Consider the following 19,012-nt stretch of genomic DNA (forward strand, 5'->3'; position numbering starts at 1 on the left):
GGGAATCACCGGCGAAGTAGTCGCGGGACGGAGCGGGTGCGTCAGTCACGGAACGAACCTACAGCAGCATGTGTACGATCGTACACATGGCTTCTGTCTGCGGTTTGGCGCGTTTCGGATGTGGTGACGTCTGAGGATCCTCGGTCGTGGGCGGCGGGGCCGGATGGATCGGCTGACGTTTAGCGCCGTTGCTCCCACTCGGTCCGGGTGAGTTCGTACTCGACTTCGCCATGCTCGGAGCCTTCGATCGCCTCCGGCCAGTCCCCGGTGAAACTCCGGACGAACGACAGGCCCGCCTTCTCCATCACCCGCCGGGATCCCGTGTTGACCGCCATGGTGTTCGCGGTCACCCGCTCCACCCCGAGGTCGGTGAAGCCCTTGCGGATCAGGGCCCGCGATCCCTCCGTGGCATAGCCGCTGCCCCAGGCGGCCCTGTGCAGGCGGTAGCCGAGTTCGACCACGGTGGGGCTGTGGTCGGCCAGGGGCCTGAACTCGAACCAGCCCAGAAAAGCGTCGGTGTTCTTCTCCTCCGCGGCCCAGTAGCCACGGGTCCCGAAGCCCGGGTGGACATGGAGGAGCCGTGGCAGGGTCCACGCCTGGATCGTCTCAAGGCTCGTCGGCCGGCCGCCGTTGATGAAGCGCATGACGCCGGGATCGTTGTCCAGCACGAGCAGGTGGTCGGCGTCGGCCTCGGTGAACGCACGCAACACGAGCCGCTCGGTCTCCAGGAAGACAGGCATGCCCCGATCCTCACCGTCAGCGGCCGGGGCCGCCACGGAATATCCACGGCGGCAACCCGTCTGACCCGTCACCCCCGAGACCGGCCGATGTGGGATCGGTGGCGTGTCTCGGTGACAGGGCACACGGGCGACGATCTTGATCGTGTGGGAATCCCCGCATGCGGGATTCGCTTGACCTCAGTCATGGTCGAGGTTGCACGGTGGAGGCATGATCTTCACCGACGCAGAGTTGAAGTACCTCGTCGACCAGCATCTGGGCCGTCTGGCCACCATTGACCCCACCGGTGCGCCACAGGTCAATCCCGTGACCTTCAGGATCAACCTGGACGCGGGAACCATTGACATAGGCGGTCCGGCATTCACACAGAGCAGAAAGTTCCGCAACGTTCAGCGCGACGCACGGGTCTCGTTCGTCATCGACGACGAAATGGAAACACCCAACGTGCTGGGCCAGCGCGGTCGAGGCATCGAAGTGCGCGGACGCGCCGAGATCGTGGAACTGGATCCGCCCATGCTCGCGGTCTTCGACAGGGAGACCATCCGCATCCACCCACGGCGGATCGTGGCCTGGAACATCGAGGGGGTGAGCTACAACGGCCGCGATGTGATCTGACGGCAACCGCCCGCATCGGGGGGCGGCTCGGTGCGGAACGGCTCCCGGGCCTGCCGGGCCGCGTTACCGGGAGGCAGTCGCCAGGCGGTCATCCGGTGAACTCCAGCGCCTGCTCACCGCCGTCGGAGCCGGGCGCGCTCTCAACCTCTACACCCGGATTTAACAGACCACTGGTAGTGGCGTTGCCGGTGCTTTTCGCGGCAGCGTATGGCCCGGCCGACGTATCTCGCAAACCGCTGATCAATCGGTTCTTCGGCAGCTGAGCCGGCGAGAGGTGCGCTGCCTGGCGGAGGACGCGGTGTTCGACGGGTGGTTGTCACGATGCGGCTCAGCGGAGCAGGCTGAGCTTGCCGACCAGTTTGTCGATCCTGTTGCGAGGGCCGACGAGGCTGAGCGCGCAGTAGGTCAGCTCCTCGCCCCCGGTGTCGGCGAGCCGGTCGAGGTATTCGTCGTAGACGCGCGAGGTCTGTGCGAGTTGGGGCATGTCGACGATCAGCAGTTCGTCTCCCTGGGCCGCGGCCCTGGCCCGAACGGCGCGAAGGGTGTCCGAGTCGGCGGCCAGGATGGAGCAGCCCGCCCAGGGCAGGCCCGGGTGGCGGCCACCGGAGGCGTCTTTGCCGTCATGCCCCACCAGGTCGGGAAGGATCTTGCCGACGGTCGCGGACACGCAGGCGGCCGCGTTCACCAGGCGGCCGGCGGGCAGGGTCTCGTCGACGACGATGACCCACTTGAGTTTCGCCTGCCGGGTCGACAGGTCGGTACGGATGTCCGCACTGGACAGTTGCGGAGTGGACACCGGAGAGCTCCTTGAGGTTGCGGCGCGAACGGGGCGAGAAGGACGAGACGGGAGAGCCAAAGTCATCGATCGCCTCACCGAACGCCGTGAGGTCGTGGACGTGCAGACCGCGACGGTCTACGAGCACGTCCAGTCCCGCTGCATCGAGCCTGCCGGCGCCGACCGCTCCCGCACCTCGCGGAGAAGCCGCTGAGCACGGCGGCCGAGTGCCGCGCTGGTCGTCCGCTGTCCGAGGTCACCGCCGGGCGGTGAGGAGGTGTTCGGCGCGGTTCCGGGTCACCGCACCGTCGTGACGCCGGCCTCGCGGGGCGGGGCGGTCCTGCCCCGCGAGGCCGAGAGGTCAACTCAGGAACGACTCCACCGCCTGCGCGGCCCGGTCGACGCCGCCGTCAGCCCGTACGGTCGCACGGATCTCCGCCAGGCGGGCGGCCACCTCCGCCGATCCCGCGACCTCCTCGACCGTGGAGCGCAAGGTCGCCGACGTGACCTTCTCGGTGGGCAGATGCCTTCCGACACCGAGTTGTTCGAGCATGGCCGCGTTGCCGAACTGGTCCACGGCCTGGGGGATCGCCACGGTCGGCACGCCGAACCACAGCGACTCGACGCATCCGCCCATTCCCGCGTGGGTGATGAACGCCGAGGCCTCGGCCAGTACGGCCAGCTGCGGCACGGTGCGGTGCACCTCGAAGCCGTCCGGGAGCGGACCGAGATCCGCGGGGTCGACGCATCCGCCCACCGCGAGTACCACGTGCCAGTCCGAACCGGCGAAACCTTCGAGACACGCCCGGTAGATGTCGAGCCTGTCGTTGTAGGTGGTGCCGAACGAGACGAGCAGCACCCGCCTGCCATCGGCGGGCGGCGTCCAACCGGTCTCCGCCAGCCGCCGGGGAGAAAGGCACGGCCCCACGAACCGGACATTCGACGGCACCCGGTCGGCGTTGGGCTGCATCGCGCGCGGGATCAGGGAGAGGGCGTGGTCAGGGCGTGCCTGCCAGTCCCAGGCGTCCCGCTCGATGCCGTTGTCGCGGAGCCAGGCGGTGAGCGCCGTGTGGTAGCGCTCGCCCGACTCCGACGTCCGCATCGCGTCGAGGGATTCGGCCAGATCCTGCTCGTAGCCGTCCCACGCGACGAGCGTGGGGGAGAGCTGCACGGCGGGGATGCCGTACCGCACGGCCAGCACGGGTGCGGGCAGCCCGCCGATGTCGTAGAGCAGGAGGTCGGGCCGGTCGTCGTCGTAGCGGTCGATGAGGTGCGGCAGCACCGCGATCGCCTCGTCGAGGAAGACGTGCATGGCCGAAGCGGGGTCGTCCGGCCAGTCGGCCTCGCTGGTCGGGAGCAGCGAGGGATGGGCGACGACTTCGGCGCCGGTGGGTTCCACCAGCCCGGTCAGGGCCTCACCGACCGCGTAGCTCACCCGGTGTCCACGGGATACGAGTTCGGTGATGAGGGCCAGCGAAGGATAGATGTGACTCGGCGCGGTGCAGCCGATCATGGCGATGTGTTCGCGGGTACGCATGATGTCCTGTCGGTTCTCGAACGAGGTGTTCCGACGGCGCGCAGGAGAAGACCCGAAGGGCAGGGTCGCTCAAAAGGGGCCGCCCGACGGCGGGCAGGCCCGGCGGTCGCGCCGTGTCAGGCCGAGCGCAGGCGAATAAAATAGATCACGCGCGAGAGCCTAACCTGCCCACCCGTTTCAGCCAACCGAATTACTGCTGCGGCTTGTTCTTACGACGACTTCTTTCGATAGCGACAAGGGGGATCATCACGCCTGTCGCGTAGTCGGCCACCCCTGGCGAAGCCTCTGGGAATCCCCGTATGCGGGATTCGCTTGACCTCAATCATGGTCGAGGTTGCACAGTGAAGGGCATGATCTTCACAGACGCCGAGCTGAAGTACCTCGTCGACCAGCCTCTGGGCCGTCTGGCCACCATTGACCCCACCGGTGCGCCACAGGTCAATCCCGTGACCTTCAGGATCAACCTGGACACGGGAACCATTGACATAGGCGGCCCGGCATTCACACGGAGCAGAAAGTTCCGCAACGCTCAGCGTGACGCACGGGTCTCGTTCGTGGTCGACGACGAAACGGAAACACCCAACGCGTTGGGCCAGCGCGGCTGAGGCATCGAAGTGCGCGGGCACGCCGAGATCGTGGAACTGGACCCGCCCATGCTCGTGGTCTTCGACAGGGAGACCGTCCGCATCCACCCACGGCGGATCGTGGCCTGGAAGATCGAGGGGGTGGGCTACGACAGCCGCGATGTGATCTGACGGCGACCGCCGGCGCCGGGGAGGGCACATGAGCACACAAGGCTCACGTGTCGGGGTGTCGTTAGGCTCCGCGTCAGGACGGGGCGAGGACGCAGAACTCGTGGCCCTCCGGGTCGGCCAGGCACGTCCACGGGACGTCGCCCTGGCCGAGGTCGAGGTCGGTGGCGCCGAGGGCCCGCAGCCGAGCCACCTCCGCTGCCTTGTCGTCACCGGGGTAGGGCAGCAGATCAAGATGGACGCGGTCTGGCACGGTCTTCACGCCGGGCGTGCGGAGGAACTCGAGATACGGGCCGACCCCCTTGGCGGAGCGCAACACCGCATGATCGTCGGTCACCTCGTGCAGGGTCCAGTCCATCGCCTCGCCCCAGAAGCGGGCCATGGCCCGCGGATCCGCGCAGTCGACCACCACCGCGGCGATCGGCCCGGTATCCAGGTAGGTCTCCCGAGGCTCCAGCACGCAGAACTCGTTGCCCTCCGGGTCGGCCAAAACCGTCCACGGCACGTCGCCCTGGCCCACATCGGCGAGCGTCGCGCCGAGATCCTGCAGACGCGCGACCAGGTCCGCCTGATGGTCCGCGGAGGTGGTGGCGAGATCGAGGTGCACGCGGTTCTTTGTTGTCGTCTTGGGTTCCGGGACGGGAACGATGTCGACGCAGACGGCGACCGGGTCCGGCCAGACGAAGTCGCCGACGGGTCCAACGTAGGTGGTCACGCCGGGGCTGTAAGCACTCCAGCCGAGCGCCTCCGCCCAGAACCGGCCGACCGCCGAGTCATCAAGCGCCTTTATGTTCACCTGAACAGGTCGCAGTGCCATGCCGGCGATCCTATGCACCCACTCTGCAACGACATCCGCAGGTACCGTCGCCAAACAGAGATCAACTCGATCACCGGCCGCACGGCGCCAGGGCCCTGGCACGAATCGGCCCCTGGACCGAGGCCGCTGAAACCATGGCCGCGCACCGCGGGGGCGGCAATCGCCTCCTCGATGGTCGCCAAATCACGATCATGTCACTGATGGAACGCGGCCTCGGCCGGCAGGCTCGCGCCACAATCGAGTCCACCCCCTTGCGGAACCATGGGAGAACGCCGTCGCGGCCCTCCTGCGCAGTCGAGCCAGCGCGATGGCGCGCTCACGGAACTCAGACGAGTGAGGTGCAGGCGCGAAGCACTTCCTTCCCAGCCGACACAGGGTCAACTCAGGTGAGGTGGCCGTGCTACGGGGGGAAGCTCAGTCGTCGCATCACACGGAGCGTTACATAGATGAAGCTTCAATCTCGCCACCGAAAGGCCACTCCGGACTGCCGCCCTCTTGGTGCCATAAATAAGTAAATCAGTTGTTTATGCTATTCACAACCAATGCTTGCGGGTAGATGCGCGGTCAGATGGCTATCCGTGGAACCAACGCCGCTGCGCGTCGTCCTTGGTTCGCGAGGGGCGACTCGCTAGCCCTGCCCGGAAGTTCCCAGAGGAGGGCACGGAAAGTGTGGCGGCTCTGGGGCATCCAAAGCCGCCGGCCTCAGAGCCCGTAGCGGCCGAGTATGTCTCGCCTGCGGGGGATGAGGAACTTCCGGGTCAACCGGCCGGTGGTGAGCCAGGCGATGGCGTCGCCGTTCCTGGTGCCGGCCAGCATCCGCTCGACCAGGTAGGGGGCGACGTCGTCGACGTGGTCGCACAGGATGTTGAGGATCCTGCGCTGTCTGTCCACCTGGTCCGGGGCGGCGGCGGCCTCCCGGAGCCATCCCTCGGTGATGAGGATGCCGGGTCTGACCTGCCCGACTCGTACGCCGGTGTCGGCCACCTCCTTGACCAGTGCCCGGGTGAAGGAGTCCAGGCCGCGTTTGGTGGCCGAGTAGACGCCCATGCCCGGACGGACGCTACCGTCGCTGCCGCCGCCGAGGACGTTGAAGACCTGGCCGCCGCCCTGGGCGAGCATGCCGCGGACGGCGACCTGGGCGCCGTACACGGTGCCGAGCATGTTCGTGGTGACCATCGCGCGGACGTCGTCGGGTGTGGTCTCGATGATGGGGCGGGTGGTGTGGGCGACGCCGGCGTTGTTGATCCACAGGTCGACCCCGCCGAGCGCCTCCACCGCGGCGCTCCACAGCGCCTCGACCTGCTCGGCATCGGTGACGTCCACGGCGCGCCCGTGAACCGTGGCCTTTCCGGACGCCTCCGGGCGCAGCCGCTCGACGGCGTCGTCCACCGCCGCCTGGGTACGGCCCGAGACGAGTACGGAGTGCCCGCGCCGGAGCAGTTCGCGGGCTAGCGCGAAACCGATTCCCTTGGTGCTGCCGGTGACGACTGCCTTCCGCATGGCCACTCCCGAAGACGTTCTCCCCGCCGCACCGGTCGCGATCCCGCAGGGGCGGTGCGCGGCAGCCGGAAGGGAGGCGGACAGCTGAGCATCGGCGTTGATCTTACGTCGCCGTCCACACCCTCGGATAGACCGATCACCACTGTCCGAGGACGCGGACGTGGGTGTTCAGGACAGGGCCGAGAAGTGAGGTGGGACGGTCGCCGATGGCGACGGTGCCCTCGCACCGGGTCGGAGGAGTCGGTCTAGGCCGCGGAACGGTTCGCGAGCGGACGGCGGCGCCGGGCGGTGTCGGCCAGCACCGGTGGGCGCCAGGCACCGTCCGGCTGGTAGGCGTTGGTCCCGGGCGGCACGATTTCGTCGATCCGGTCAAGGGTCGCGTCATCGAGGGTGAGTGAGGCGCCCTTCAGCAGCGTCTCCAGCTGGTCCATCGTTCGCGGCCCTACGATGACCGAGGTGACGCCGGGATGTGCCACGGTGAAGGCCACGGCCAGTTCGGGCAGCGAGCAGCCGATGCCGTCCGCGACCTCCACGAGCTGTTCGACGATGTCCAGCTTGCTGGCGTTCACCGGAAGCGAGGGATCGAAGCGTGCCGGTGTCAGTGCCGCACGACCGGTGGTGAGATCGATGGGCTGGCCTTTGCGGTACTTGCCGGTCAGAAAGCCCGAGGCCAGCGGGCTCCAGGTCAGCACCCCCATTCCCAGCCGCTGGCAGACCGGCAGCACGGAGGTCTCGATGCCCCTGGCCAGCAGTGAGTACGGCGGCTGCTCGGTCCTGAAGCGCAGCAGGCCGCGGCGCTCGGCGACGTGATGCGCTTCGACGATCTCCTCGGCCGGGAATGTGGAGCAGCCGAAGGCGCGGATCTTGCCCTGGTGCACCAGATCGCTCAGCGTGCCGAGCGTCTCCTCGATGTCGGTCGTGTGGTCGGGGCGATGGATCTGGTAGAGGTCGATCCAGTCGGTGCGCAGGCGCCTGAGGCTCTCCTCGACCTCCTTGACGATCCAGCGCCGGGAGTTACCGCTGCGATTCGGGCCCTCGCCCATCTGGAAGTGCACCTTGGTGGCGAGCACGACGTCGTCACGGCGGCCGCGCAACGCCTTTCCCACGATCTCCTCCGACTCGCCCGCTGAGTACATGTCCGCGGTGTCGACGAAGTTGATCCCCTGATCGAGGGCTGTATGGATGATGCGGGCACACTCGTCGTGGTCGGGGTTGCCGACAGCGCCGAACATCATGGTTCCAAGGCAGTGGGCACTCACTTCGATGCCGGTACCACCGAGAACGCGGTAGTGCATGGTCAAACTCCCTTAGTGGTCGCAAACCGGGGTGATCATGCGGCGTACTCTAGGTTCTAGAGTCGGCTCTAGGGCAAGCCCCTAAGGTGAAGGGCATGCCGAAAGTCGAACAGGATCTGAGCATCGGACAGGTCGCCGAACGCACCGGTTTGAGCGTGCACACGCTGCGCTTCTACGAGCGTGAAGGCGTCCTGGCCAATCCCGTGAGCCGTGGCCCCGGCAGACGTCGTCTCTACAGCGAGGACGACGTGGAGTGGCTGCGGCTCTGCGTCATCCTCCGCACCTCCGGCATGCCCCTCCCCGAGATCCGCCGGTACACCGACCTCGTCAGGCAGGGTTCCGGCACCGAGGGAGAACGGCTCGCGCTGCTGCGCCGGCACCGGGAGCAGGTGCTCGCCCAGATGGACAGGCTGACCCGGTGCCTGGACCTGATCACCTTCAAGGTCGGCGTGTACGAGGACCACCTCGAACACGGCCCCGCCAAACAGGGATGCGATGCGTCGTCACTGCCTGAGCGGCAAGAGCAGGATCAGCATGGTGTGTCACCTCTGTGAGTTGAGGGTGGGAGTACGAATCAGAGGCACACGTCACCAAGGAAAAGGTTCGCTTCCGTACACTCCCCGCGGTTGTCGGCTCCTCGACGTTGAGGGTGAAGAACCGGTTCTGCGGAGGTGATCTGCCGGCTTTCAAGGCGTGGACCATGGGAAGCGCGTCGGCGCCGACCTGCCAGCCGATCGATCAGCAGCGACGCGTCCAACGCTTGCCCACGAAAACGTTGCGGTACTCGCTGGAGGTTGACTCCAGAGATTTGTGGCCCGGGCATCAGCGGTGTGACATCAGGCGTTCACGGCCGAGAAGCCGATCAGAGGTGCATGCCGGGTTTGTTGGCGAACACCCAGCGGTTGCTTGCCAGGGCGTCGTTCGGCTCAGGTAGTGGGCCGCGACCGTGGTGGCGGGTGAAGTCGAAGGGGGTGCGGGTCGCGGTGGACCAGCCCGACTCCCGCAGGTGGCCGACGGAGTCGGGGCGCGGCTCCCTGTCGAACAGGGCGAGCAGATCGATGCCGATCTGCTGCCTGGTCGCGAGGTAGACGGGGCCGGTGCGGACCTCCGGGGACTCCACCCCCAGCTTGACCTCGAAGGCCAGGGTGCTTCCCTCGGCGCTCAGGCGGTTCACGGTGTCGATGAGACACCGCTCGGCGGCCGGTGGGAGATAGAGCAGCAGGCCCTCGGCCAGCCACGAGGTCGGCACGGCCGGGTCGAAGCCGGTGTTCAGCAGCGACCGGGCCCAGTCCTCGCGCAGATCGGCGGCGATCGGGCGGCGGGTGACCGCCGGGGCGGCGGCGAGGTCGTCGAGCACCCGGTGTTTGAACGCCAGGACGCCCTCGCGATCGATCTCGTAGACGACCAGGCCCGGCGGCCAGTCGAGCCGGAAGGCCCGCGTGTCGAGGCCCGCGCCGAGCAGAACGACCTGCCGGGCGCCCGCGTGGACGGAGCGGATCAGGAAGTCGTCGAGGACTCGGGTGCGCAGGCCGAAGTAACGCCCCAGCCTGCCCCACAGGGGGTTGGCGTCCCCGTCCGGCACCTCCGCCGGGCGGACCGGCCAGGCCGCGGACACCTCGGCGGCGCGTACGAAGTGCTCGGCGTAGGCGTCGCCGGCCAGGGCGTCGGGCCGGTAAGTCTCGATCGCCCGCGCGGCGGCGACCATGAGGGCGGTCAGGCCGACACCGCTTTCGACACCCGGCACGAGTCCTCCTCTATTCCTTACCTCGAAGGCCGGACGTTTCAGCTGCCGTAATTCCGATCAGATCGGCCCACCGACCAGGTGATCGCCCGGAATTCCGATTTTTTCCGGATGGTAGTAGTCCTTGATGCCGGTGGCCCAGACCGAGACCATGATCTGGTCGGCGTCCGACGGCCCGAACGCGTCGAAGAGGGCGTCGATGTTCGCACGCTCGAAGCCGATGGCCGTCATGAGCGCCATGAAGACGTGCCGCTCGATGAGCCCGTCGCCGTCCGGGTCGCCCAGCGCGGCCAGTGCCTCGGCGAAGTCGGTGATCGCCGGGTCGAACCGCTCAGGGGAGAGGACGCACGCGGCGTACTCCTCGAAGCTGATACGGCCGTCGTGGTCGGCGTCCAGTTCGGCGGCGAGGGTCGTCCAATAGCGCCGGAAAGCGGCCAGCATGGCGGCTTTGGTCGCGTCGTCGGAATCGGGGGCCGCCGTGATGACACGGGTCGCCATGAGTTCGAAGTCCTCGGCTTCGAGGTGGCCGGTGCCGTCCGCGTCGAGCAGGACGAAAATGAGTTTTACCCGATCGATGGCTGCTTTCTGCATCTCCTGTTGCCTTTCTTTGGCTGCCACTCGCAATGAGGGCCGAGAACAGGGCTCCGACTGTACACGACCATGCCGGGCGATGACCCGGATGTTTGCGATGTGATTGGCGGCCGAAGAGGTCGAATACGACCAACGGAATAATTGCCATTAAATATCAAATAGCCTAATTGTTCAGGCTGCTTGCGTCGCCGCTCTGGTCGGCTGTTCACCAGATGGATGGTGTGAAATGCGGTAATCGCGGGGTTCGGTGATGGCGCTCAGTTGTCCGGGGCCGGGTCGATCGAGGCCGTGGCGGGTGGTCCGCGTGACGGCGGGAGTGCCCGGGGAGGGTTCGACGATCAGCGGCGGTCCGCAGAACCCGCGATGACGTTCGAGGCATGGGGGCGGGAAGAACCGCTGTCCGGTGACGAGCGCGGGAGAGGTTGGACGGGCGTGCCGACGAGAGCTACGCTACTGATCGTTCGCAACCATAAAACACACACGTCTATCGGTTAATGATACCACGAGGAGTGCTGTTGTCAAGCGAGGCGCTGCGTGCGGAGCAGGAGTACGTGTCGATGCTGTACGGCCGGCTCGACGAGCTCCGCGAACACGTCACCGGACGGCTGGCGCGGGTGCTCGCGACCTCCGGTGGCAACGCCCAGGCACGTGTCGAGAAGGACGCCGCGCACGCCGCCTACGCCGAACGCCTCGCCCGGCTCAACGCGGCCGAGCACGGCCTGTGCTTCGGACGGCTCGACATGCTCGACGGTGAGTGCCGCCACATCGGCAGGATGGGCCTGCTCAGCGAAACCGGGGACGCCGGGCACGCCGAGGACGCCGAGGACGCCGAGGACACGGCCCCGCTGCTCATCGACTGGCGGGCCCCGGCCGCCCGCCCGTTCTACCTCGCCACCGCGGTCACGTCGGAGGGCGTCCGGCTGCGCCGGCACATCAAGGACCGCGACCGTACGGTGACCGAGATCCATGACGAGTTGCTCGACCTCGAATCCGCGGCGGGGGCCAGGCACGAGGGGCTCGCGGGCGAGGCCACCCTGCTGGCCGCCCTGAACGCCGGCCGGACCGGCCGGATGACCGACATCGTCCAGACGATCCAGGCCGAGCAGGATCGCATCATCCGGTCCGAGCACACCGGGGTGCTCGTCGTGCAGGGGGGACCGGGGACGGGAAAGACCGCGGTGGCGCTGCACCGGGCGGCCTACCTGCTCTACACCCGCCGGCGGCAGCTGGCGCGGCGGGTGGTGCTGGTGGTCGGACCGAACACCACGTTCCTGCGATACATCGGGAACGTGCTTCCCGCACTGGGCGAGACGAGCGTGCTGCTGTCGACCGTCGGCGGGCTGTATCCCGGGGTGACCGCGGAACGGGAGGAGACGCCCGAGACCGCCGAGGTGAAGGGCCGGCTGGCGATGGCCGAGGTGGTCGCCGCCGCCGTACGCGATCGCGAGTGGGTACCGGGGGACCACCTCGAGGTGGAGTACGAGGGAGAGACGCTGCGCCTGGACCGGCGGACCTGCGAGCGGGCACGCGACCTGGCGCGGGGCTCGCTGTCCCCGCACAACCCGGCCAGACCGCTCGTGGTCCGGGAGATCAGCAGGGTCCTCGCCGAGCAGTACGCCGAACGTGTCGGCACCGATCCGTTCGACGGTGAGCGTCTGCTGGACGACGGCCAGGTGGAGAGCATCCGCCGGGAGATGCTCACCGACGAGGCGGTCCTGGCCGCACTCGATGAGCTCTGGCCCGACTTGACGCCGCAGCGGCTGCTCACGGATCTGTTCGGCTCTTCGGACCGCATCGCCTCGGCGGCGCCGGGGTTCACCCCCGAGGATCGGGCGCTGCTGCTGCGGGAGCCCGGCGGCGGCTGGTCGCCCGCCGATGTGCCGCTGCTGGACGAGGCGGCCGAACTGCTCGGTGAGGACACCCGGGCGGAGCGGATCCGGCAGGAGTACGAACGGCGCGAGCGGGTCTCCTACGCCCAGGGCGTGCTGGACGTCGCGATGGGGTCGCGGGCCACCGATCTGGAGGACGACCAGGAGGCCGAGATACTCACGGTCAACGACCTGGTCGACGCGGACAGGCTCGCCGAGCGGCACCAGGAGGCGGACCACCGTACCTCGGCCGAGCGCGCGGCCGCCGACCGGACCTGGACGTTCGGCCACGTGATCGTCGACGAGGCCCAGGAGTTGTCGGAGATGGCCTGGCGGCTGCTGATGCGGAGATGCCCGGCCAAGTCGATGACCGTCGTCGGCGACACGGCGCAGAGCGGGGACCTGGCCGGCACCCTGTCCTGGGGGCGGGTGCTCGACCCCTACGTCAAGGGGCGCTGGCGGCTTGAGAACCTCACCCGGAACTACCGGGTGCCGGCTGAGATCATGGCCGTCGCCACCGAGGTGCTGGCGGAGATCGGCGCAGACCTTGAGGCGCCCGTCTCGGTACGGGAGAGCGGCGTCGAGCCCTGGGGGCTTCGCGTGTCACCGGAGGAACTCGCCGACCGGCTGATCGAGGTCGTCGCGATCGAGGCCGCCGGGCTGACCGACCGGCGGCTGGCGGTCATCACGCCGGACTCGCTGCTGGAGCCGCTCGGCCTCGCGATCGCGGCGGGTGTGCCGGAAGTGTCCGTCGGTGAGGACCCCGGTGCGCCCAGCCCCGTCGTCGTGCTGAACGTCAGGCAGGCCAAGGGCCTGGAGTTCGACGAGGTGCTGGTGGTCGAGCCGGGCCTGATCGTCGCCGAGTCGCCGCGCGGGCTCAACAACCTGTACGTCGCCCTGACCCGTGCCACCCGGCGGCTGGGCGTGCTGCACACCGCGGAGCTCACGCCGCCGTCGGCCATGCCGCGGGTGCTGGACGCGAGGCTCGATCGGCAACGGAACGGGAAGTGGCGCTAGCGAGCCGACGTGCTCTTTGACCGTCTCCACGTCGGGCACCTGCCCGGCACCGGCCACGCCCAGCGGCGCCCAGATCGAGGCCCCCGAACCGGGGCTGAACGGTGCCGGGCTTAACCGATGAAGTTCTCCATACCGATCCCCGCGGCGGCGAGAAGGGCGGAAAGGGACGTGATGGCGAGCAAGACGAGAGCGCACCCGCCCGAGGGAGGTTTCGGCGAGTTCATTTTGGCGGCGGTCTCGCGGTAGAGCTTTACGGCGGGGTCGTTTTCGTCATTGTAGTCCCCGTCGTGGTAGCTGATCATCTTCGCGGCGCACAATGCGCAGAGCCTTCCCTCTGACACCTCATTGCCGCAGCCGTTGCATTTCGCCATGCTCTCCACCTCCGCGTGATCCGGTTATCGGAGCGTATCGATCTAGGCGGAGCCTTACACCCAATATGAGGGACAAACCAAGTAAGCCGGAAAAGGGCAACGGCGGTGAGCGCACAGGACAGAACGACAACTCTGGCCGGTCACCCGGCGTCACCCCGGGTCAACGTTTCAACGCCGGTTTCCTCACCGATCCGGTCTCGTGGATCGTCCGGTGGCAGATCACCGAAACCCGCTCTCACCGAGCGGCACCACGGGCCTCGTGGCATCGGTCGTCGTCCCTTTTCCGGAGCCCGGTGGTATCGGCGAAATTCTCAACGGATATGCAGGTCAGAGTTCCCCCAAGGACCTCCGTGCACAGCGTGGAAGTGTCGGTAGGAGTCGCGCCGCCAGGTACACGCGATTGAGTACGCCCAGCCCAACGGTGCCTTACTGGTCGCTGGGAAGGTGGCTGCCGGCGTCTTCGAGCTACCGGGCAGCGGCGGGGACGTCCGGCTGGCCCACCAGCTCAGGCGGGGCGGCACCTGCTGGAGCAGATCGCCCCGCTGATCGCCCAGGTCCGCTCCGCCGGAGCCGACCCTGCACGACTGGCAGGCCCGCCTGTCCGCCCGGGGCCGCGCCATGCTCACCGGCGCCGCCGACCTGGACGCCTACCTCCGCGCCCGCGAACCCTGAGGCCGGGTCACGCCCACCACCGGAAGCGGCACGGCCACGAACGGAGACCGGGCACGGGTGACGGGGGCTTGCGCGGACCATGATCGGGCACGTTCCTGTCGGTGAACCTGGAGTTCGTGTCCGTTTTCGGCGGGGGGCGCGCTCCCGGACGAGCGCCGCCCGGCCTTGGCGGTAACCGTCGCCTTGTCGAATGATCCATCCGAACCGTTCGGTCGGCTGATCAACCGGCTTCCGGCTCGCTCCCAAAAGCAGCGGCCGGGCCGGGCTCAAGGACAGCGATCTCCCAGGAGATGCCCACTACGAGCTGCCCGTCCGGATGCCAGGCCAGAGCGGAGATCGGCCAGGGGAATCGCACCGGGGGCGCCGTCTGCTTCCCGGTCCGTAGGTCCCACATCCTGAGGGTCCGGTCCCAGCCTCCGGATACGGCCTGCCGCCCTCGGATCGCCACCGCTGTCACCGCGCCCGCGTGGCCCGCCAACGGCCGGTCCCGGCCGTCGCGCAGGTCCCACAGCCGCAGGCCTCCGCCTCCGACGAGGGCGAGGTCGCCCTCTACCGCGACCGCGTGGACCACGCCGGTGGGCAGACTCCCCAGCCGCTCACCGGTGCGCACGTCCCATAGCCGGGTCGTCCCGTCGGAGCCACCGGTGAGAATCGTCCGGCCCGTGACGGCGACCGCGTCGATCGCGCAGGGGGACACCGCGCATCGTGACTCGCCGGTCCGCAGGTCCCAGATGCCGACCAGGCCGTCCTCCCCGCCGCTGACGGCGGTGGAGCCGGTGGCCGCCAGCGCGTGTACGGCACCGACGTGGCCGGATAGGACCTGGATTTCCCCGGTTTCCATGCCCCACGTCCGGATCAAGCCGTCGTTCCCTCCGGCGGCGAGGACGATACACCGGCCGTCGACCGTGGCGGTTGCCACCGCCGTGATCAAGGAGCCCTGGCTTGTGAACTTTCCGGAATGGCGCGTGCCATCGGCCAGATCTTTGACGCCGAACCAGCGGCCTTCCTCGTACGCGAAGACGACGACGGGCCGCCCGTAGGCGACGCCGAGCGCGACGGCCCCGACCCGGGGATTGCCAGGGAGGGGCCTGCTCCGGCGGGTGCGCAGGTCCCATACTCGTACGGCCCCGGAGGAGGCGCAGGTAACGGCCAGATGCCCCACCGTGGCGATGCCCCGGCCGGACTCGCCGAGCGGCTTGCCCCACTCCTCGCCCGTGCGTAGGTCCCACACCCGCCCCCGCCTTCCGGCGGCCCCGGCGACCGCGACGGAACGACCGTTCACCTCGGCGGTGGCCACAGCCGTGACCCGGCCGGGCACGGATCTCCCACGCTGTCTGCCGGTACGCAGGTCCCAGATCCGCAACGTGTCATCCTCACCGGAGGTGACGGCGACGGGGCGCCCTGCCACATGAGCGGTCGCCACCGCACGCACCGGTCCGACGTGGCCGGTCAGCGGCTCGCCATACCGCTTCCCGGTGCGGAGGTCGAAGATCTGCACCGTTGCGTCGTCGCCGCAGGTGACGATTCGCTTACGGCCGTCCAGCCGTACCGTGGCCACGCCGTTGACCGCGGCACCGTGCCCGACCGTCCACACCCTCCGCCCACCGCGGACCCGCACCGTGTCGTAGCGCACGGTCAGGATGAGGAACCTCCCGACATCCTTGACCGTCGCCAGGGGCCAGGCCTGGTGAACGGCGTCAAACGTCCACGACTCGCCGGTGACCGGATTCCACGCCTCCAGGCGACCGTGGTAGGGCACGAGAACGATGTCGCCCATGAACGCCACCGTCTCCACCGGGTACCGCCCGAGCCGCCTCTCGCGCAGCGGCCGGGCCGTACGCAGATCCCAAGAACGCAGCACGCCGTTGTCGCTGCCGGTGATCGCGACGGGCATCCCGCCCACCATTCCCGCAGCCACGCTGCACACCCCACCCGTCTGGTTGTCCCAAGAGGGGCGTACCTGCTCATTCCACTGCATGCCGCCAGCCCAGGCGACCCGCCAGGCGTCGTGCTCCGACTCCAGGCGCGGCTCACCGGTCGCGCCGTAGCGGGCCGCGTGCACCTGCAGCAGCCACCTGCGAACATCGGGAACGGCCCGGGAGAACTCCTCTCCCGAGGCCAGGTAGGCCGTGCGGTAGCACTTGGCCCACTGGCCACCGACCTTGTCCAGCGTCGGGAACAACCGATCGGGATCGGCATGGATCAAAGGGCGAGCACCGTTCCACAGGAACGCATCCAGCCGCCCGCCCCGAATCGCTCGCTCAATCCTCTCCATACGGAGATCGGACAGGTCACGCGTGGCCGATCCGCCTCGCGGGCAATCGCTGATCCGCGCGGCGGTGGCCGACCGGCTGTCTTCGGGGCTCACCATCTCCTCCCTTTGCCGTTACCGGCGTCCGCAGGCTTGGCCTTGGTCGCGCCAGATACCAGAGCCCATGACGAGGTTAGGGGCCGGTACTGGTAAACGGCTTGTGGATCACTCCAGCACCTCAAGAGGGGGCCCGCACTGGTGACCTCGCGTAATCAACCGTCGCGTATTCGATCTGGCGGAGGGCTGTCAGCTTCACCGAACGTAGCCGTCGATGGGGCATAGTGGCTGCGGCTTGGCCGTAGGTCATTCAGCGGCAGGGCGGCGCTTCTTCCCTTCCGGTGTGAAGGTGAAGGTGTCCCTGAATGGCCCCTTCCCGCAGCGGACGGCGAGGAGGATGGGCTCGCCATAGATCGGCGGCCAGGTCGACTCGGCTTCGAGGTCGGTTCCGTTCCAGAGGTGGAAGAAGAGCATCGGCTTCTTCGCCTGCTCGGTCAGGTAGCCGAGTGTCTTGCCGTAGAGGGGGTTGTTGCCGCCGAAGAGCACCGAAGGCGGACCGAAGGTCTCAAGCACCTCGCTGAGCAGGCGATCCTGGGCAACCCAGGTGCTGAGCTTCTGGCGCATGGACTCATGCTCGTCGGCCGTAAGCACCCTGTCTGCTTCCAGCCACCCACGAGCGCGGACAAACTCCGCATAGACCGACGCAACGCCGTATTCGTAATCACCTGGCACCAAAGCCCTGAACGCTCCTGTCACGCCGATCGAGGTGAGGGTTCCGCGAGACTCCAGCGCCTGCCGCTCCTCGGTCCACGCCTCGTCCTGGCGCTCGACGTAGACGAGGTGATCGAGTAGCAGCTGCAGAGCCATCTCCCCGCCGAACAATCCAGGGCGGCGAAGTGCCTGGTTGAGCCGGCCGACGAGGTAGTCACGAATCTCAGAAGGGGAGCGTGGCCCGGAGGATGCTGTCATAACACCATCTTCGCCTCAGGAGGTGAGACGCCGGGGACCTCGCGTGATCGACTGTCGCATGTTCGGTTTGCGAAGGGTCACCGGATGTGGTCGTAGCCTGGTGCGTAGCGGCTCCAGGGGCTGCCGGCCTCGGCGGTGAGATGGGCGGTCTGCGGCGCTTGGAACGCCGGGACAGCCATTAGCGGTACGGGCTGTTCGAGCAGGTCAGGGCGGTGTACCCGTGGATTCGCCGGAACCCGAGGTCGTCTACGGTCAGCCGTTCCCGGAGCGGCACCGGGCGGCGCCCAGGACCCGTCGCCGCGAGACCACTCCGGCCCGGCGAGCGGTTGAGGCGCCTGAGCCGGTGTATGGCGCCACCCCCGCGTGAGCAGGCCCCTCTGCCAGGGCGGCGCCCAGCACCGGACCGAGTCATCCCCGACCGGGGCCGGCACACGATTCCTCGGCTTCACCACCCCGACACCGCCAACGTGTGACACGCGGCGAATGGAGCGATGTTCCAGCAGGCCGCTAAGTTTGGATTATCTTTCCGTTCTTCGCGTTGTGTTCCTCGCCGGTTCATTTGGGCCGCCTAACGTCCCCTGCGTGGTTGAAACAACTGCTACCAGCATGAACGTGCTTGAACTTATCCGCTCGTCGGCGCCGGACCTGTCGCCGTCGGAGCAGCGGGTCGCACGGACGGTGCTCGCCGCACCCCTTGAGGTGATCCATCGCTCGGTGACCCAGATGGCTCAGGAGTCGGGCAGCTCAGTGGGGAGCGTCATGCGCTTCTGCCAGAGCCTCGGGCTGCGAGGTTTCCAGGACCTCAAACTGCGGCTAGCCCGCGAGTCCATCCCGGCCGAGCGGCAGCTGCTGGCAGAAGTAGCCTCCGGTGACGGGCCGGCCGAGGTCGCGCGGAAGGTACTCACCGGTTCGGCGGTCGCCCTTCAAGACGCGGCGCAGACCGTCGACACCGACCGGCTGGGCGCGGTCGCGGAGCTTCTCACGGGGACGCCGCGGATCCTGTTCATCGCGGTCGGCACCTCCGCCCCGCTGGCCGCCGATGTGGCCTACCGGCTCACCACGATCGGCCTGCCCGCGTCGTTTCCGGCCGACGTGCATGTTCAGCACGTGACGTCACGCATGCTACGCCCAGGCGACGTCTGCTTCGGGATCTCCCACACCGGGTCGACCACCGAGACGCTCGCTTCCATGCGCGCCGCCCGACAGAGCGGGGCCACGACCGTCGCGCTCACCAGCTTCGCCAGCTCCCCGTTGACCGAGCTCGTCGACCACCTGCTGGTCGCGGGGAGTGAGAGACCGCGTACCGCATCGAGTCGATGACCAGCAGGGTCGTCCACCTCGTCGTGCTGGACGCGATCTTCACCCTGATAGCACTGCGAAGCCGCACCAGCAATGAGGCTCTGGCAGCCACCGCCGATGCCCTCACCGACCATCGGATCTGAAGGA

The 19,012-nt window shown here is 68.2% G+C and carries 18 protein-coding genes and 1 pseudogene; 8 read left to right on the forward strand and 11 right to left on the reverse strand.

Annotated features, from left to right (window positions below; all coding sequences use genetic code 11):
- Positions 1–179: 179 nt before the first annotated feature.
- Complete coding sequence (locus tag ACFQVD_RS03195; protein ID WP_343963445.1) at positions 180–740, reverse strand: GNAT family N-acetyltransferase; 561 nt, start codon at positions 738–740, stop codon at positions 180–182.
- Between the two features lie 208 nt (positions 741–948).
- Between ACFQVD_RS03195 and ACFQVD_RS03200 the strand changes: the two genes are divergently transcribed.
- A complete protein-coding gene (locus ACFQVD_RS03200; RefSeq protein ID WP_343963448.1) occupies positions 949–1,353 on the forward strand; it encodes a PPOX class F420-dependent oxidoreductase in 405 nt (134 codons plus the stop codon).
- A 328-nt stretch (positions 1,354–1,681) separates the two neighbouring features.
- Here ACFQVD_RS03200 and ACFQVD_RS03205 read toward each other — a convergent pair whose 3' ends face one another.
- Complete coding sequence (locus ACFQVD_RS03205; RefSeq protein ID WP_343963450.1) at positions 1,682–2,149, reverse strand: DUF2000 domain-containing protein; 468 nt, start codon at positions 2,147–2,149, stop codon at positions 1,682–1,684.
- 340 nt (positions 2,150–2,489) lie between these two features.
- Entirely contained in the window at positions 2,490–3,665 is a 1,176-nt protein-coding gene (locus ACFQVD_RS03210; protein ID WP_343963452.1) for a macrolide family glycosyltransferase, read from the reverse strand.
- A gap of 350 nt (positions 3,666–4,015) precedes the next feature.
- Here ACFQVD_RS03210 and ACFQVD_RS03215 point away from each other — a divergent pair, with 350 nt between their 5' ends.
- Together ACFQVD_RS03215 and ACFQVD_RS03220 are read left to right on the forward strand one after the other, a co-directional pair.
- A complete protein-coding gene (locus tag ACFQVD_RS03215; RefSeq protein ID WP_343963454.1) occupies positions 4,016–4,270 on the forward strand; it encodes a PPOX class F420-dependent oxidoreductase in 255 nt (84 codons plus the stop codon).
- A 9-nt stretch (positions 4,271–4,279) separates the two neighbouring features.
- Entirely contained in the window at positions 4,280–4,420 is a 141-nt protein-coding gene (locus tag ACFQVD_RS03220) for a hypothetical protein (RefSeq protein WP_343963456.1), read from the forward strand.
- Between the two features lie 73 nt (positions 4,421–4,493).
- Here the strand turns inward: ACFQVD_RS03220 and ACFQVD_RS03225 are convergent, their stop codons facing one another.
- The 3 genes from ACFQVD_RS03225 to ACFQVD_RS03235 form a co-directional block, all read right to left on the reverse strand.
- Positions 4,494–5,234, reverse strand: coding sequence for a VOC family protein (locus ACFQVD_RS03225; protein ID WP_343963458.1), 741 nt, complete (start codon positions 5,232–5,234; stop codon positions 4,494–4,496).
- Positions 5,235–5,936: 702 nt separating this feature from the next.
- Positions 5,937–6,734, reverse strand: coding sequence for an SDR family oxidoreductase (locus tag ACFQVD_RS03230; protein ID WP_343963461.1), 798 nt, complete (start codon positions 6,732–6,734; stop codon positions 5,937–5,939).
- Between the two features lie 245 nt (positions 6,735–6,979).
- Positions 6,980–8,029 carry an aldo/keto reductase gene (locus ACFQVD_RS03235; RefSeq protein WP_343963463.1) on the reverse strand — a complete coding sequence of 350 codons (1,050 nt, stop codon included), beginning with the start codon at positions 8,027–8,029 and terminating at the stop codon, positions 6,980–6,982.
- A 95-nt stretch (positions 8,030–8,124) separates the two neighbouring features.
- Between ACFQVD_RS03235 and ACFQVD_RS03240 the strand changes: the two genes are divergently transcribed.
- A complete protein-coding gene (locus ACFQVD_RS03240) occupies positions 8,125–8,583 on the forward strand; it encodes a MerR family transcriptional regulator (RefSeq protein ID WP_343963465.1) in 459 nt (152 codons plus the stop codon).
- A gap of 308 nt (positions 8,584–8,891) precedes the next feature.
- On the opposite strand, the gene ACFQVD_RS03245 is transcribed toward ACFQVD_RS03240, so the two are convergent.
- Positions 8,892–9,773 (reverse strand): class I SAM-dependent methyltransferase, encoded by an 882-nt coding sequence (locus ACFQVD_RS03245; protein ID WP_343963467.1) that lies wholly within the window; start codon positions 9,771–9,773, stop codon positions 8,892–8,894.
- 57 nt (positions 9,774–9,830) lie between these two features.
- Positions 9,831–10,361 (reverse strand): EF-hand domain-containing protein, encoded by a 531-nt coding sequence (locus ACFQVD_RS03250; RefSeq protein ID WP_343963469.1) that lies wholly within the window; start codon positions 10,359–10,361, stop codon positions 9,831–9,833.
- Between the two features lie 509 nt (positions 10,362–10,870).
- On the opposite strand from ACFQVD_RS03250, the gene ACFQVD_RS03255 reads away from it, so the two are divergent.
- On the forward strand, positions 10,871–13,246 hold the full coding sequence (locus tag ACFQVD_RS03255; RefSeq protein ID WP_343963471.1) for a HelD family protein: 2,376 nt from the start codon (positions 10,871–10,873) through the stop codon (positions 13,244–13,246).
- 110 nt (positions 13,247–13,356) lie between these two features.
- On the opposite strand, the gene ACFQVD_RS03260 is transcribed toward ACFQVD_RS03255, so the two are convergent.
- Positions 13,357–13,617: a hypothetical protein gene (locus ACFQVD_RS03260; protein WP_343963473.1), complete on the reverse strand. Its 261-nt coding sequence runs from the start codon at positions 13,615–13,617 to the stop codon at positions 13,357–13,359.
- Positions 13,618–14,094: 477 nt separating this feature from the next.
- On the opposite strand from ACFQVD_RS03260, the pseudogene ACFQVD_RS03265 reads away from it, so the two are divergent.
- Positions 14,095–14,289 (forward strand): annotated as a pseudogene (locus ACFQVD_RS03265) (MerR family transcriptional regulator); the annotation flags it as partial.
- Between the two features lie 220 nt (positions 14,290–14,509).
- On the opposite strand, the gene ACFQVD_RS03270 reads toward ACFQVD_RS03265, so the two are convergent.
- Positions 14,510–16,495, reverse strand: a complete 1,986-nt coding sequence (locus ACFQVD_RS03270; RefSeq protein WP_343963474.1) for a WD40 repeat domain-containing protein — start codon at positions 16,493–16,495, stop codon at positions 14,510–14,512.
- Between the two features lie 408 nt (positions 16,496–16,903).
- A complete protein-coding gene (locus ACFQVD_RS03275) occupies positions 16,904–17,464 on the reverse strand; it encodes a hypothetical protein (RefSeq protein ID WP_343963477.1) in 561 nt (186 codons plus the stop codon).
- Positions 17,465–18,178: 714 nt separating this feature from the next.
- Between ACFQVD_RS03275 and ACFQVD_RS03280 the strand changes: the two genes are divergently transcribed.
- Together ACFQVD_RS03280 and ACFQVD_RS03285 are read left to right on the forward strand one after the other, a co-directional pair.
- Positions 18,179–18,886 (forward strand): MurR/RpiR family transcriptional regulator, encoded by a 708-nt coding sequence (locus ACFQVD_RS03280; RefSeq protein ID WP_386368373.1) that lies wholly within the window; start codon positions 18,179–18,181, stop codon positions 18,884–18,886.
- Positions 18,883–19,008, forward strand: a complete 126-nt coding sequence (locus ACFQVD_RS03285; RefSeq protein WP_386368376.1) for a hypothetical protein — start codon at positions 18,883–18,885, stop codon at positions 19,006–19,008. Before ACFQVD_RS03280 ends, ACFQVD_RS03285 begins: the two co-directional genes overlap by 4 nt.
- Positions 19,009–19,012 lie beyond the last annotated feature (4 nt).

This window comes from Streptosporangium amethystogenes subsp. fukuiense, assembly GCF_042665875.1.
GTDB lineage: Bacteria > Actinomycetota > Actinomycetes > Streptosporangiales > Streptosporangiaceae > Streptosporangium > Streptosporangium fukuiense.

What these genes read in the sequence shown, in the direction of transcription:
- ACFQVD_RS03195 (WP_343963445.1), bottom strand. Translation starts at nt 740, where the DNA reads ATGCCTGTCTTCCTGGAGACCGAGCGGCTCGTGTTGCGTGCGTTCACC.
- ACFQVD_RS03250 (WP_343963469.1), bottom strand. Translation starts at nt 10,361, where the DNA reads ATGCAGAAAGCAGCCATCGATCGGGTAAAACTCATTTTCGTCCTGCTC.
- ACFQVD_RS03230 (WP_343963461.1), bottom strand. Translation starts at nt 6,734, where the DNA reads ATGCGGAAGGCAGTCGTCACCGGCAGCACCAAGGGAATCGGTTTCGCG.
- ACFQVD_RS03275 (WP_343963477.1), bottom strand. Translation starts at nt 17,464, where the DNA reads ATGGCTCTGCAGCTGCTACTCGATCACCTCGTCTACGTCGAGCGCCAG.
- ACFQVD_RS03260 (WP_343963473.1), bottom strand. Translation starts at nt 13,617, where the DNA reads ATGGCGAAATGCAACGGCTGCGGCAATGAGGTGTCAGAGGGAAGGCTC.
- ACFQVD_RS03235 (WP_343963463.1), bottom strand. Translation starts at nt 8,029, where the DNA reads ATGCACTACCGCGTTCTCGGTGGTACCGGCATCGAAGTGAGTGCCCAC.
- ACFQVD_RS03215 (WP_343963454.1), top strand. Translation starts at nt 4,016, where the DNA reads ATGATCTTCACAGACGCCGAGCTGAAGTACCTCGTCGACCAGCCTCTG.
- ACFQVD_RS03285 (WP_386368376.1), top strand. Translation starts at nt 18,883, where the DNA reads ATGACCAGCAGGGTCGTCCACCTCGTCGTGCTGGACGCGATCTTCACC.
- ACFQVD_RS03225 (WP_343963458.1), bottom strand. Translation starts at nt 5,234, where the DNA reads ATGGCACTGCGACCTGTTCAGGTGAACATAAAGGCGCTTGATGACTCG.
- ACFQVD_RS03210 (WP_343963452.1), bottom strand. Translation starts at nt 3,665, where the DNA reads ATGCGTACCCGCGAACACATCGCCATGATCGGCTGCACCGCGCCGAGT.
- ACFQVD_RS03200 (WP_343963448.1), top strand. Translation starts at nt 949, where the DNA reads ATGATCTTCACCGACGCAGAGTTGAAGTACCTCGTCGACCAGCATCTG.
- ACFQVD_RS03240 (WP_343963465.1), top strand. Translation starts at nt 8,125, where the DNA reads ATGCCGAAAGTCGAACAGGATCTGAGCATCGGACAGGTCGCCGAACGC.